This window comes from Streptomyces sp. NPDC005648, assembly GCF_040605395.1.
Lineage (GTDB): Bacteria > Actinomycetota > Actinomycetes > Streptomycetales > Streptomycetaceae > Streptomyces.
On record NZ_JBEXCS010000105.1, the window covers coordinates 20,394 to 32,897 of the forward strand.

Sequence of the window (12,504 nt, forward strand, 5' to 3'; positions counted from 1 at the left end):
GATGGCGCAGTCGCACGCCGAACACGTCCACACCGTCATCGTCGGCTCGGGATTCGGCGGCTCCGTGGCCGCGTACCGGCTGGCCGCGGCCGGGCAGCAGGTGGTCCTGCTCGAACGCGGACGCGCCTACCCACCCGGCGGCTTCGCCCGTTCCCCGGCCGAGATGGGCCGCGCGTTCTGGGACCCGAAGGCAGGCCTGCACGGCCTGTTCGACGTGTGGAGCTTCCGTGCCTTCGACTCCGTCGTCGCCAGCGGACTGGGCGGCGGATCGCTCATCTACGCGAGCGTGCTGCTACGGAAGGACGAGCGCTGGTTCGTCGAGGAACAGCCGCTGCCCGGCGGCGGCTACGAGGCCTGGCCCGTCGGCCGCGCCGAACTCGACCCGCACTACGACGAGGTCGAGCGGATGCTCCGCCCGGTCCCGTACCCACTCGACCGCCCCGGCTACACGGACACACCTCGGGCGCACGCGATGCGTGAAGCGGCCCAACGGCTGGGCCTGACGGCGGAACGGCCGCCGCTCGCGATCAGCTTCGCCCCGCAACCGGGCGCCGACCCCGGGCCCGGACTGCCGCTCGCCGACATCGACGGGGGCAACCTGCACGGTGTCGGCCGCCGTACCTGCCGGCTGTGCGGCGAGTGCAACCTCGGCTGCAACGACGGAGCCAAGAACAGTCTCGACCACACCTATCTGTCGGCGGCACGACGGCACGGCGCGGACCTGCGCACCGGGCACGAGGTCCGCGCGGTGCGGGCACTCGCGCGTGGCGGATACGCGGTCGACTACGTCAGACATGGACCGGACGAAGAGAAAACAGAGTCCCGAATGCTCCGCACCATCAGCTGCGACCGTCTCGTCCTCGCCGCCGGCACCTACAACACGGTCTCGCTGCTGCTGCGTTCCCGCCGGAACCTGCCCGGCCTCAGCCCGGCGATCGGCAGCCGGTTCTCGACCAACGGCGACCACCTCGCGTTCGTGCTCCGGGCAAGGCAAGGCACCACGCCCCGGCCGATGCGGCCCAGCCGCGGTCCGGTCATCACCAGCTCCATCCGGCTGCCCGACGAACTGGACGGAGTACCGGACGCGGGACGCGGAGGGTACATCCAGGACGCCGGATACCCGGGGTTCGTGGAGTGGCTCGTCGAAGGCGCCCACGCACCGCAGGGAGTCTCCCGGGCGGCCCGCTTCCTCACCGGAAGGCTTCTCGACCGGATCTCCCACGCCCCTGACCCCAGCCTCTCGGGCGCGTTCGCCGAGCTCCTCGGCGACGGCGCGTTCACCGGTACGTCCCTGCCGCTGCTCGCGATGGGCCGAGACGTGCCGGACGGCGAACTGCGCATGCGCGGCGGCCTCTTGGACTGTACCTGGACGGTACAGGACGGCAGCGCGGCCCAGTTCGAGCGGACGCGCGGCATCATGCGGCAGATCGCCGGCGCGCTCGGCGGCGGATACGCCGACCATCCACTCTGGCACCGGCATCGCGTCCTCACCGTGCACCCCCTCGGCGGCGCCCCCATCGGCCGGCACCCCGGCACCGGGGTCTGCGATCCGTATGGCGAGGTCTTCGGCCACCCGGGTCTGTACGTCGCCGACGGGGCGGCGATGCCCGGCCCGGTGGGCCCCAACCCGGCCCTCACCATCGCGGCCCTGGCCGACCGTATGTGCACCCGCCTGCTGGAGCACGCTCCCGCCGCACCCCCGGCGGTCGCGCACCGCACGTACCCCCGCCGCACCTCGCTGCAGTTCACGGAGGAACTGCGGGGACGCTACGCGCCCGCTGCCGAGGAGTCCCGGACCGAACCGTTCGCGTTCCGGCTCACCGTCACGGCCGACGACGTGGACGCCTTCCTTGAGGAACCGAGCCACGAGGCACGCGCGGACGGCTGGATCGACAGCCCCTCCTTCGGAGGGCGCCGCCCCGTCCTGCACGGCAGCGTCCGCCTGTTCGCGGACGGTTGCCGCACGATGCGCTACCGGCTCCACTTCACCGACGCCGACGGTCTCCCCCGCACCTTCACCGGCCGCAAGGACCTGGCACCCGGCGCCCCGGCCCGCCTGTGGACCGACACCACCAGGCTGACCTTCCGCGTCCTGAACGGACACGTCCATGAACCCGACGGGACCGACGCCGCCCTCCTGGGCACGGGGACGGCGCATCTCGGCGCCACCGACCTCGCGCGCCTTCTCACCACGTTCCGTACAACGGGCCCGGACGGCACCGCGGCCCTCACACGCTTCGGCCGCTTCTTCGCCGGCGAACTCTGGAACACCTACGCCCTGAGGCGCCACTGAGCACATCCGAACAGGCCACCCCCTCCCAACTAGGAGGCGTAGGCGGACGAGGATGTGTCAATCCAACGGCCCGGTGGATTCGCAAGATCGTCGCCGACAGAGAGCTGGACCTAGACCTTCACCGACCCCCGGCTCTGCACGGCCATCGTCGACCGGATCACATACGGCGGCAACACCATCGAGACCGGCACCGACTCCTATCGCCTCGCACACGTCCTCGGGTGTCATGCGCTCAACGCCCAGGAGCTGGGCCCGGATACGGGTGATGGTCGCCTCCAGGCCGCCCACTTCCTGTGCTGGGGCAGCTTGGTGAGCCCGAAGCTCCGCTGCATGTCTGGGCGTTGGACGCCAAGGGCGCTCTGGCGGTCCGGTCGGCCACGCCTGGACGAGCTGGCTCCAAGTGGACTTCAAGGCTCCGGAGTTCTTCGAGGGGCGGGGCCACCAGGTGGTGTGCGTGATCCCCGACTGTCCGCCGGGGATCACGGAGTGCACCCTCACCAACCGCGTGGGTTGACCGGACGGTGGGGTGAACAGCTCAAGCCCAGCAGCCGTTGACCGTTGCGGCCAGGCCGTCCATCGCGTCCTTGATGGAGTTGGGGGCCGCTGTGGAGCCGTTCTCCACGAAGGAGAAGACCTTCCAGTGGCCGTCCGTGCCCTTGGTCAGACCGCTCAGTGCGATGGCACCGGTGAGTGTGCCGGTCTTCGCACTGACCTTTCCGACAGCACATGAGGAGTTCGGGTCGTCGAAGCGGCCCCACTCCGGGCCGAGCGTGCTGCCGGCCTCGCCGGCGATCGGAAGGCCGTCGACGATCGAGCCGAGGACGTGTTGGTACCGCGGCTCTGTCGCCAGGTCGAGGATGTCAGCGAGCGTGGCGGCCGGGATCCGGTTGGCGCGGGAGAGACCGCTGCCGTCGTAGATCTCGAAGTTGGCGAGCGAGATGCCGTACGCCTTGCTCAGCACACCGCGTACGACGGCCGTGCCGTCCTCGAAGGTGGCCGGCCGGCCGGCGGCCAGCGCCGTCATCCGCAGCAGGGTCTCGGCGATGTTGTTGTCGCTGACCTTGAGCATGTGGTGGACGGTGTCCGCCAGCGTCGGGGACTGGTGCCGGGCCACCGGTACGTCGGTTGAACTCGCCTGCGCACGGGTGACGTCGCCGTCCACGGTGATGCCGTCGGCGGCGAGTTTCTGCGCGAAGACGTGTCCAGCGTCGATCGAGGTGTCCGTGACACCATGTCCGTCGACCACGAGTGCGCGAACCGGGGCCACGGAGTCGGGGTAGTAGCCGTCGTTCCAGCCGTTGGCCAGTGTCGGTTCGGGGAAGAGGCTGTCGTCGACGCGGACCTTCACGGTGGTCAGGCCTGCGGCCTTCAGACCGGCGACCGCTGTCTGCGCCAACTCGGCGAGGTCGTCGCCGGTCAGCATGCGGTCGCCGCCGCCGATGAGGGTGAGGGTGCCGTTGCCGTAGACCACCTTGGTGGTGAACCGGTGGTCCGGGCCGAGCACGGTGAGGGCAGCGGTCGCGGTGGCGAGCTTGGTGTTGGACGCCGGCATCAACGCGGTGGAGGCGTTGTGGCCCCACAGGGTGCGGTCGGTCTGCGCGTCCAGCACCACACCGCTCACGTTGCTTCCGAGACGAACGTCGGTGATGCGGTTGGTGAGGTTCGCGATCATCTGCTGATCGCCGGGGTCCGGGTCGGCGGCCGTGTCCGGTGCCGAGTCGGGGGTCGCTCTGACGGTGTCGCCGTCGGCGGCGAAGGCCGAGGGACCGGCCAGCGCCGCCGAGGCGATGGGAACGGCCATGGCCAGGACGAGGGCGCGGCGGGCGCCCGGCCCGAACGGCTTGGACTTGCGGTGCCGCCGGCGGCCTCCGGGAGCGAAGGAACGCCCGGTGGACGGATGGCCGGTGGAGTGGGCTTCCACGGAGGGAGTCCCGGGGGCCGCTATGGCTGAGTCGTTCATTTGAGTTTCCAAAGGCCTGCACTAGTGGGGGATCGCGCGGAGTGAAGAAACGCGCGAACAGTACCACTAGTCACACACGACTCACAGGTAACACGGGAAGCCTCAACTCCCGTTCTGCATCGGTGGATTCGGTGCGCACCCGCCGTCGGTACCGCCGGAAAGACCTGGCCGCGGTGCACCCCGCCGCGGTGGGGGCGCGACATGAAACTTCTCCTTGATCAAGCCGCGCAGCGACTCGGAGCTGATGCCGAGTTCCCGGGCAGCGGCGTGTACCGCTTCGTGTACTTATTTCCCACCTGGTGCTACTTCCTCCGGAATCTCAAGATCCCAGTCTCCAGGTGTCCGAGTCGGGCCTTCGTGGCCGGTGGTCTGGTAGGCACTACGAGGTGGAGGCCACCCGGGAGTTCGACCATGTGTGAGGCACGTGTACCCCACCCGGCCAAACCGCTGCTGCGCCCAGCGGCCAGCGCCCAGCTGGAGGCGATGCTTCGCCGCATATACCTGACCCACGTGGCGCTTTGGACCGCCACTGCCACGCCCACCAGCATGCGCACCGGGGCGGCTGCAGCCGCCCCGGGCGGCTATGCGCAGGTGCCTTTCACCGCGCGGCTTGCCGGCAACGCCAGCGATGCCACGAGCGCGCCGGCACGGCTTGCGCAGTCGCTGGCGCCCAACGTCGCCCTGCCGACCCGGCGGCAGATCCGCACGCGGCGCCCCTGTCGGTGAAGGCGGTGCGCAGTGCGCACCGGTCGGACGGCACGTGGTGTCGAGCGAGGTGATCAGTAGGACGCTGGCGCGGTGACGGTCGTGGTGGTTGCCGGTCGCGTGCTCCAGGTGCCCGAGCAGCAGGTGAGTCTTGAGGGCGGACAGATAGGCGCCGTTGCCTTCGGCCATGATCACCCGGTGCCCGCCCGCAGGCAGCCCGGGGCCGGGCCCCCGTTTCCGCCGTGGCGATCTACTGGTACCAGCGATACCATCGGTACCGTGTCTCAGCCCAAAGCGATGAACCTACGATTCCCCGATCCCGCCCAGCGCGCCGCGATCGAAGCCGCGGCGCGGCACGAGGGCGTCAGCTTGCAGGAGTACATCCTGTCCGCTGCCTACGCCCGTGCCACCGCGGTGGAGACGCACTTCCTCGACGCCTTCAACAAATCCATGGCGCGTAGCGGCGACGCTTTCGCCGAAGCGGCCGACGCGGCCGATGCCGACAGGGAGCATCGCGATGCGGAGCTCGCCGCGCGGCAAGATCTTGAGGAGCAGCAGAAGCGGGGTCACGCCGCGTGACTCAGCACGAACCGCTTCATCCTCTTGATGTGGCTTTCCTGCTGCACGCTGCCGAACTGCTGCCCGGTGATCCGCAGGTGGACGACTACGGCCCTTTGTACGCGGCGGTCGCCCGGGTCAATGCCCGGGCCATGGAGCGCGACGTCTACGGGTCCTTGTATCTCAGGGCGGCGGCCCTACTGCAGACGCTGGTGCGGCTGCCATGCCTGGAGCACTCCAACGAGGCGTTCGCGTGGCACTGTGCGGAAGCCTACCTCGCGCTGAACGGGTGTCGTATGGAGTATCCACCGAAGGAGGCGGTCGCCCTGGTGCGGGACGCGGCTTCCGGTGCAGTGGGGGTTGGCATGGTGGGCCGTCAGTTGCGTGCATGGAGCGTTGGCTGATAGGGCTCCGTCTCGTTGGGCGCGGTAGCGGAGGTCAGCGGGCAACAGGCTCGCGACCAGCTCGGGACCCGTCTGATCGGCGCCCTGTGGGTCACTCGGGCGGTACTGCCGCGGCTGCGCGCTCACCCCATGCCCTGTGTGCGGCGGGCGGAGGCATCTGGTGGCCGGTGTGGCCGTTGATATCGCCGTCCGGTCGTGCGGCATCGTCAGGCTTGACTCTCGGGATGGGTGAGGTTCACTCCCGTTGCCGGATCGAACACGTGCGCCTTGGTCATGTCGACCAGCAACTCCACCGGTGCGCCCTCCCGGGCGCGTGTGGCGGCGTCCAGGCGGGCCACGATCTGCTGGACCTCCGCGCCGGTGTCGCGCAGACCCGAGTCGGCTGCCAGTTCCTCCAGTTCCGCGGTCGTAGCGGATCCGCCCTCTGCGGTGAAGTACACGTATGCGTCGGAGCCCAGTGACTCCAGTACGTCCACGTTGGCGGTGAAGACGGGGCCGCCGTGGCTTGGTCGGGACGACAGGGCCGCGTCCTCGAAGGCCTCCGGCCGCAGGCCGATGATGACCTCGCGGGGCGCGTTCTGCCGTTCCAGAGCCTGCCTCGTACGGTCTTCCAGCGGCAGATCACCCAACGGCGAGCGCAGCATGCCGCCTTCAAGGGTGGCGTTGAGGAAGTTCATCGCCGGCGAGCCGATGAAGCCCGCGACAAAGAGGTTGCGCGGCAGGTCGTAGAGCTGTGCGGGCGTGCCGATCTGCTGGACAAGGCCCTGCCGCATCACGACGACCCGGTCGCCGAGGGTCATCGCCTCGGTCTGGTCGTGGGTGACGTACACCGTGGTGGTGCCGAGGCGCCGTTGGAGGCGGGAGATCTGGGTGCGCATCTGCACCCGGAGTTTCGCGTCCAGGTTGGACAAGGGCTCGTCCATCAGGAACGCCTTGGGATCGCGGACGATCGCCCTGCCCATGGCCACCCGCTGACGCTGGCCACCGGAGAGGTTCGCGGGTTTGCGGTCCAGGTGCTCGGTGAGGTCGAGGATCCGGGCCGCCTCCTCGACCTTGGAGTTGACGGTGGCCTTGTCCACCTTCGCCAGCCGCAGCGGGAAGCCCATGTTCTCGCGCACGCTCATGTGCGGGTAGAGGGCGTAGCTCTGGAACACCATGGCGACGTCGCGCTCCTTGGGAGCGAGCTGGTTGACGACCTGGTCGCCGATGCGCAGGGTGCCTTCGGTGATGTCCTCGAGTCCGGCGATCATGTTCAGGGTGGTGGATTTGCCGCAGCCGGAAGGACCGACCAGGATCACGAACTCGCCGTCGGCGATGTCGAGATCCACGTCCTTCACGGCAAGGGATCCGTCGGGAAAACGCTTGGTGACTCCCTCGAGGGTGATCGCGGCCATGGTGCCTCCTCCTTGCCTTCATGCCTTCCGGGTCCGGGTGCCGGGGCTGGTGTCCCGCACCGGCGGGCTGCCTGCCGCGGTCAGCCCGGTCACCCCTTGACCGCCCCGGAGGTCAGTCCGGCGACGATGCGCCGCTGGAAGAGCAGGACGAAAATGACGATCGGAATGGTGATCACGACGGCGGCCGCTGCGATCGACCCGGTGGGCTGCTGGAACTGCGAACTTCCGGTGAAGAACGCGATCGCGGCGGGCACCGTGCGCGCCGCCTGCGTGGAGGTCAGCGAGATGGCGAACAGGAAGTCGTTCCAGCAGAAGATGAAGACGAGGATGGCCGTGGTGAACACGCCCGGCGCCGCCAGCGGAGCGATGACCAGCCGGAAGGCCTGCGCGGGCGTGGCCCCGTCCACCTTGGCGGCCTTCTCCAGATCCCACGGGATCTCCCGGAAGAACGCCGACAGGGTGTAGATCGCCAGCGGCAGCGAGAAGGTCATGTACGGGATGATCAGCCCCACCCACGTATCGAAGATCCCCACGATGCGTTCGATGTTGAACAGCGGGGAGACCAGGGAGATCGGGGGGAACATGGCGATCAGCAGCGACATGCCGATGAGGACCCGCTTGCCGGGGAACCGGAGCCTGGCCACCGCGTAGGCGGCCATGGTGCCCAGCACCACTGCGATGACCGTGGAGATCAGGGCGATGCCGATCGAGTTGATCAGTGCGCGGGTGAACTCGGAGGTCTTGAAGATGCCCCGGTAGTTGTCCCAGGTCCACTGCCGGGGGATGTAGTTGCCGTCGGTGAGCGTGCTGGGCGCCTTGAACGACAGCGCGGCGATCCACCACACCGGGAACAGGGCGTACAGCACCACCACCAGGTTGACGACACCCCAGCGGGTGGCGTGCGTTCTCCCCACTGCGGCCATCAGCGCTTCACCTCCGCGCCAGGTGCGGCCGCGCCGAAGAGCTTGACGAAGGTGAAGGCGATGATCCCGACGGCGATGAAGATAAGGACCGAGATCGTCGAACCGATGCCCAGGTTCAGCGCGGTGAACAGATTGTCGTAACCGAGGATGGACACGGAGCCCGTCTCGTGGGCGCCCGAGGTCAGGATGTAGATGTTGTCGAAGATCCGGAAGGCGTCCAGCGTGCGGAAGAGCAGCGCCACCAGAATGGCCGGTTTCATCAGCGGCAGCACGACCTTGAAGAACCGTTGCCGGGCGGTGGCGCCGTCCACCATGGCCGCCTTGAGCGTTTCCTCGGGGACCAGCGCGAGGCCCGCGAGCAGCAGCAGGGCCATGAACGGAGTCGTCTTCCACACCTCGGCGAGGATGATCAGCCACAGGGCTGACCACTGATGGGTCAACGGGGCCGATCCGCTGGGCAACAGGCTTGCGAGGTAACCGAGTTGCGGCGTCCAGGCGTACTGCCAGGAGAAGGCGGCGACAACGGTGACGATGCCGTAGGGGATGAGGACCGCGGTGCGTACGGAGCCGCGACCGAAGATGGTGCGGTGCATCACCAGGGCGAGTCCCATGCCGAGGACCAGTTCGATGGCCACGGACACTCCGGTGATGAACAGCGTGACCCAGAAGGCCTGCCACCAGAACGTCGAGGACAGCACCGCACCGTAGTTGCTCAGACCCACGAACTTCGCCTGTGCCGGGAAGCGCAGGTCGTAGCGCTGCAGTGACAGGTAGACGGCGTATCCGATCGGGTAGGCGGTCACGGCGATCATGACGATCACGGCCGGCGCGCACAGCAGCCAGCCGAGCCGCCGCTCCTGCCTGGCGCCGGCCGACAGCGCCGCCCGGTCCTGCCTGGTCTGTTTGGCTTCGGGGGGCGGCGGGGCTCCGGCCGGTTCGGCCTGCGTACTCATCGGGGACCGCCGCAGGACGAGGCCGGCACTGGGGCGCGTCGGCCAAGGGGGTGGTGGTTCACGGGATCACTCCCTTGGATTGCAGAGCGTCGTCGATCTGGTCCCTGATCGTGCGGACCGAACTCACGGGCTTGATACCGGAGGGCGGGGACAGGGTGTGGGAGACGGCGATCGACACGTTCTGGTAGGCGGGGGTGAGCGGGCGCACGCTCGCCAACTGCAGGGAAGTCAGCACCTCCTTGGCGAACGGATACGCCTTGACGAACGACGGCTCGTCGTACAGGCCACGCAGGGTGGGCGGCAGACCGCCCACGAGCGCGGCGGTCAGCTGGTTCTCCCTGTTGCGCAGACACAGGGCGGCCTCGAACGCCAGTTTGGGGTGGCGGGTGTAGGCACTTACCGCGAGGTCGATTCCGCCGATGGTCGGCCGTGCCGGGCGGTTCGCGTCGACCCTGGGGTACGGCGCCCAGCGGAAGTTCTTGAACAGTGCCGGATTGTTGGCCTTCATCGACGGATAGACGAAGGGATAGTTGAGTTCGAACGCGGCACTCCCGGACTCCATGGCGAGGCGGTTCTGGTCCTCCATCTGGTTGGACAGGGAGGGGTCCGCGGCCACGGAACGCGCCAGGTTGCGCATGACCGTGGCGGCCCGCACGGCGGGCGCACCCAGGGAGGGCTTTGTCGCCGTCGGGTTGAGGATGGAGCCGCCCGCGCTGTTGATCAGCGTGTTGAACCAGACGGTCAGTCCCTCGTACTGAGCGCCCTGGATCTCCACATAGTGCGGCTTGCCCTGGCGGGCGAGATTGCGGGCCATGCCGATCATCTCGGCCCAGGTCTTGGGTGGGGTCGGCACGAGGTCCTTGCGGTACCACAGGAGCTGGGTGTTGGTGTTGTACGGGACGGCGTACAGCTTGTTCTTCCAGGTCGAGGTCTGCAGCGGTACCCGCAGGGTGCCCTCGGTGGCCTGCTGCTTCGCCGCGCCGGTCCATTCACGGATCCAGCGCGCCTCGGCGAACTCCGCCGCCCAGGTGACGTCCAGGCCCAGGATGTCCAGCGCGTTGTCGTGGGCCGCGAGCCTGCGGACGAGTTGCTGCCGCTGGCCGTCGGCGGCACGGGGGAGCTTGTTGTAGCTGATCCGGTAGCGGCCGTGGGATGCCTGGCTGCACCGGTCGGCCGCCTTCTGGAGCGCGCCGGAGTCGTCGGGGAAGTTGTACCAGTTCAAGGTGGGTCGGCCGGACCCCTCCCCGCTGCCGCACGCGGCGAGCGTCGACGCCAGCAGGGGCAGTACGGCGAGCATGCGCAGCCGTCGCATCCTCCCCCTGGGGCGTCTCCTGGCCGGAAGGGGCCGCAAGCCGGGCCTCGCGTCCACGCGCTCCACACCTCGCTTCCGGGCCGGTGGCCACGGAGGTCGGATTCCGCAGCCGTTCATCTACCCAACGAACGCTAAGCACTACATAGAGCAACAACAAGTGCACATACGGGCAAATGGCCTACATCCCATTTTTGGCGTACACCAGACGATCGTTTACGGCTGGAACCTCCAGCCATCACGGAGACCGACTGCGATATCCAGATCCGCCTTCTGCTGCGGCGTCGACGCATCAAGGCGACCACCCCCGAGCGCCGGGACCAGATCGCCAACCGAGCCCGCCCGGCGGGCACGGATGGCCGACCGCCGGCTTTCGACGAGACCACCCATCGGGGCCGGAACGTCCTCGAGCGGTACTTCTCCCGGTTGAAGCAGTTCACGCAGTGGCAACCCGGTTCCACAAACTGGCGGCCCGCTACCGGGCCGGGGCGATCACCGCGGCGCTGATCCTCTGGCTCAGGGCGGGCAACTGATCGCTGGTCAGTCCGAGTTGAACCACACCAGCACGGCCGGGCCGTCCGGCGTGATCACCGGCACCCAGGCCTCATCGGCCTCACCGATCCGGCTCGCGTCCAGGCGCAGGGGGCGCGGCTCCTCAGTGGACCCATCGCATGCCCAGTAGTGGATGGCCCCGATGATCTCGCGGAGCCTGCCCCGCTCGTCATCCGGCCACGCGTAGTTCCAGGTGCCGGCACCACGGAAGTGCTTCTCGAACAGCTCGCGCAACGCGTCCAGCTCATCAGGGCCGAACAGCGGTACCAGGAAACCCTCGACCTGCCCCTGCCGACAGGCGGTTCCGCCGTACTGCTGCTGATAGAAGACCCCCGTCTTCGCCTCGACCACCACGTACAGCCACCCACCGGCACTCATGCCGTCCGGGTCGAGGAAAACGAAGCGTCGACAGCTCATGGCCGTAGTCTTCCGGCCGCCGACCACGAGCGCGACGACATTTCCCACCTGCAAGATCAACTGCGCGACACGGCCTAGGACGAGGGGAGGGTACGGCCGGACCGGTAGCGCAGTCCCGGCGAACGCACGGGCCCTTACAGCGCCCTCGACGTCCCGCACCGGACGGTGACCGGCACTCAGCCGCCACTCCCACGATCGGGAATGGGCGCCCAACCCCGGCAGGCGAGCCACAAACTCACCCGCCACCGTGTCCTGGCCGGCGACGAGCGCCCATCCTCCTCAAGTCGCCGGAGTAACCCTCTGACGGCCGGTCCCCGACTGCGAGACCCTCACCTGCGCCACCCCGCCACGGCTGCCAGGACGCGCCACCCCTGGACGAGGGTGGCCTGCGGGGAACCGGACAAGGCGGGCGGACGTCCTGAAGGTCATGATCAACACTCCCAGGACGACAGCACCCGCAGGGAGACGCTCGGTGGCGGTCTCCGCAGTCGTGGGTGCGGCAGTCGTGATCCTGGCCGGGTGCGCGAGCACGCCGCAGCCGGTCGGCAATCCCGATCCGGGCGGACGACTCCTCGCGGCGATCAAACCGGTCCTCGCCGTCGCTCCGGCCTCAGCCCACATCTCCTCCCGGCACGCGACCAAGCCCACATGGGACTCCTGTGACGGGATCAAGTCGACCTACGGCTGGGACGAACCGACGGTGGACCTGCAATTCACCGGCGGAGGTACCGACGCGCAGGTCATCGCGCACCTGAAGTCAGCCCTGCGAACATCGGGCTGGACCTTCGACACCACCCACTCCGCCCCCACCGGCCCCTGGTACTGGCACAAGACCGTGGCCACAAACATCCAGGGCACCGTACAACTGCTGGGCGGTTCGGCCTTCACCCCCTCCGACTGGGACCTTCAGGCCACCACTCCCCCAGCCACCCACCCCGCCACCGGCTGTTGAACTTGGGCCTCGCGACACGGCAGAATGGGAAGCCGTCCGACACGCCGAGGGGGCGGATGTCCGTTGTGATTAAGTACGTGCCCG

Annotated in this window: 10 protein-coding genes and 3 pseudogenes; 7 read left to right on the plus strand and 6 right to left on the minus strand. The window is 68.6% G+C overall.

The window, feature by feature from the left end:
* Position 1 precedes the first annotated feature (1 nt).
* The 3 genes and pseudogenes from ABZT17_RS38480 to ABZT17_RS38490 form a co-directional block, all read left to right on the plus strand.
* On the plus strand, positions 2-2,293 hold the full coding sequence (locus tag ABZT17_RS38480) for a GMC family oxidoreductase (protein WP_356356270.1): 2,292 nt from the start codon (positions 2-4) through the stop codon (positions 2,291-2,293).
* Between the two features lie 105 nt (positions 2,294-2,398).
* Positions 2,399-2,503: pseudogene (locus tag ABZT17_RS38485) on the plus strand (ATP-binding protein); the annotation flags it as partial.
* A 98-nt stretch (positions 2,504-2,601) separates the two neighbouring features.
* Positions 2,602-2,807: pseudogene (locus tag ABZT17_RS38490) on the plus strand (N-acetyltransferase); the annotation flags it as partial.
* Between the two features lie 21 nt (positions 2,808-2,828).
* Here ABZT17_RS38490 and dacB read toward each other — a convergent pair.
* Complete coding sequence (gene dacB / locus ABZT17_RS38495; protein WP_356356286.1) at positions 2,829-4,094, minus strand: D-alanyl-D-alanine carboxypeptidase/D-alanyl-D-alanine-endopeptidase; 1,266 nt, start codon at positions 4,092-4,094, stop codon at positions 2,829-2,831.
* A 1,161-nt stretch (positions 4,095-5,255) separates the two neighbouring features.
* On the opposite strand from dacB, the gene ABZT17_RS38500 reads away from it, so the two are divergent.
* Together ABZT17_RS38500 and ABZT17_RS38505 are read left to right on the plus strand one after the other, a co-directional pair.
* The gene (locus tag ABZT17_RS38500; protein ID WP_356356288.1) at positions 5,256-5,537 is read left to right on the plus strand and encodes a DUF1778 domain-containing protein; all 282 of its coding nucleotides are present in this window, start codon (positions 5,256-5,258) and stop codon (positions 5,535-5,537) included.
* Positions 5,534-5,920 (plus strand): fic family toxin-antitoxin system, toxin component, encoded by a 387-nt coding sequence (locus ABZT17_RS38505; protein WP_356356271.1) that lies wholly within the window; start codon positions 5,534-5,536, stop codon positions 5,918-5,920. The genes ABZT17_RS38500 and ABZT17_RS38505 overlap by 4 nt, the downstream gene beginning before the upstream one ends.
* A 206-nt stretch (positions 5,921-6,126) precedes the next feature.
* Here ABZT17_RS38505 and ugpC read toward each other — a convergent pair whose 3' ends face one another.
* From ugpC to ABZT17_RS38525, 4 genes are all read right to left on the minus strand, one after another.
* Positions 6,127-7,314: a sn-glycerol-3-phosphate ABC transporter ATP-binding protein UgpC gene (ugpC, locus tag ABZT17_RS38510; protein ID WP_356356273.1), complete on the minus strand. Its 1,188-nt coding sequence runs from the start codon at positions 7,312-7,314 to the stop codon at positions 6,127-6,129.
* A gap of 89 nt (positions 7,315-7,403) precedes the next feature.
* Positions 7,404-8,237, minus strand: coding sequence for a carbohydrate ABC transporter permease (locus tag ABZT17_RS38515; protein WP_356356275.1), 834 nt, complete (start codon positions 8,235-8,237; stop codon positions 7,404-7,406).
* On the minus strand, positions 8,237-9,190 hold the full coding sequence (locus ABZT17_RS38520) for a sugar ABC transporter permease (RefSeq protein WP_356356276.1): 954 nt from the start codon (positions 9,188-9,190) through the stop codon (positions 8,237-8,239). Before ABZT17_RS38520 ends, ABZT17_RS38515 begins: the two co-directional genes overlap by 1 nt.
* Before the next feature lie 58 nt (positions 9,191-9,248).
* Entirely contained in the window at positions 9,249-10,502 is a 1,254-nt protein-coding gene (locus tag ABZT17_RS38525; RefSeq protein ID WP_356356278.1) for an ABC transporter substrate-binding protein, read from the minus strand.
* Between the two features lie 261 nt (positions 10,503-10,763).
* On the opposite strand from ABZT17_RS38525, the pseudogene ABZT17_RS38530 reads away from it, so the two are divergent.
* Positions 10,764-11,032, plus strand: a pseudogene (locus tag ABZT17_RS38530) (IS5/IS1182 family transposase); the annotation flags it as partial.
* Between the two features lie 7 nt (positions 11,033-11,039).
* Here the strand turns inward: ABZT17_RS38530 and ABZT17_RS38535 are convergent.
* Positions 11,040-11,468: a DUF6210 family protein gene (locus tag ABZT17_RS38535; protein ID WP_356356280.1), complete on the minus strand. Its 429-nt coding sequence runs from the start codon at positions 11,466-11,468 to the stop codon at positions 11,040-11,042.
* 472 nt (positions 11,469-11,940) lie between these two features.
* Between ABZT17_RS38535 and ABZT17_RS38540 the strand changes: the two genes are divergently transcribed.
* Complete coding sequence (locus tag ABZT17_RS38540) at positions 11,941-12,420, plus strand: hypothetical protein (RefSeq protein WP_356356282.1); 480 nt, start codon at positions 11,941-11,943, stop codon at positions 12,418-12,420.
* Positions 12,421-12,504: the final 84 nt, after the last annotated feature.

Excerpts from the sequence above, each read along its gene's own strand:
- ABZT17_RS38500 (WP_356356288.1), top strand. The coding sequence starts at position 5,256 with ATGAACCTACGATTCCCCGATCCCGCCCAGCGCGCCGCGATCGAAGCC.
- ABZT17_RS38480 (WP_356356270.1), top strand. The coding sequence starts at position 2 with ATGGCGCAGTCGCACGCCGAACACGTCCACACCGTCATCGTCGGCTCG.
- ABZT17_RS38520 (WP_356356276.1), bottom strand. The coding sequence starts at position 9,190 with ATGAGTACGCAGGCCGAACCGGCCGGAGCCCCGCCGCCCCCCGAAGCC.
- ABZT17_RS38525 (WP_356356278.1), bottom strand. The coding sequence starts at position 10,502 with ATGCGACGGCTGCGCATGCTCGCCGTACTGCCCCTGCTGGCGTCGACG.
- ugpC (WP_356356273.1), bottom strand. The coding sequence starts at position 7,314 with ATGGCCGCGATCACCCTCGAGGGAGTCACCAAGCGTTTTCCCGACGGA.
- dacB (WP_356356286.1), bottom strand. The coding sequence starts at position 4,094 with ATGGCCGTTCCCATCGCCTCGGCGGCGCTGGCCGGTCCCTCGGCCTTC.
- ABZT17_RS38535 (WP_356356280.1), bottom strand. The coding sequence starts at position 11,468 with ATGAGCTGTCGACGCTTCGTTTTCCTCGACCCGGACGGCATGAGTGCC.
- ABZT17_RS38515 (WP_356356275.1), bottom strand. The coding sequence starts at position 8,237 with ATGGCCGCAGTGGGGAGAACGCACGCCACCCGCTGGGGTGTCGTCAAC.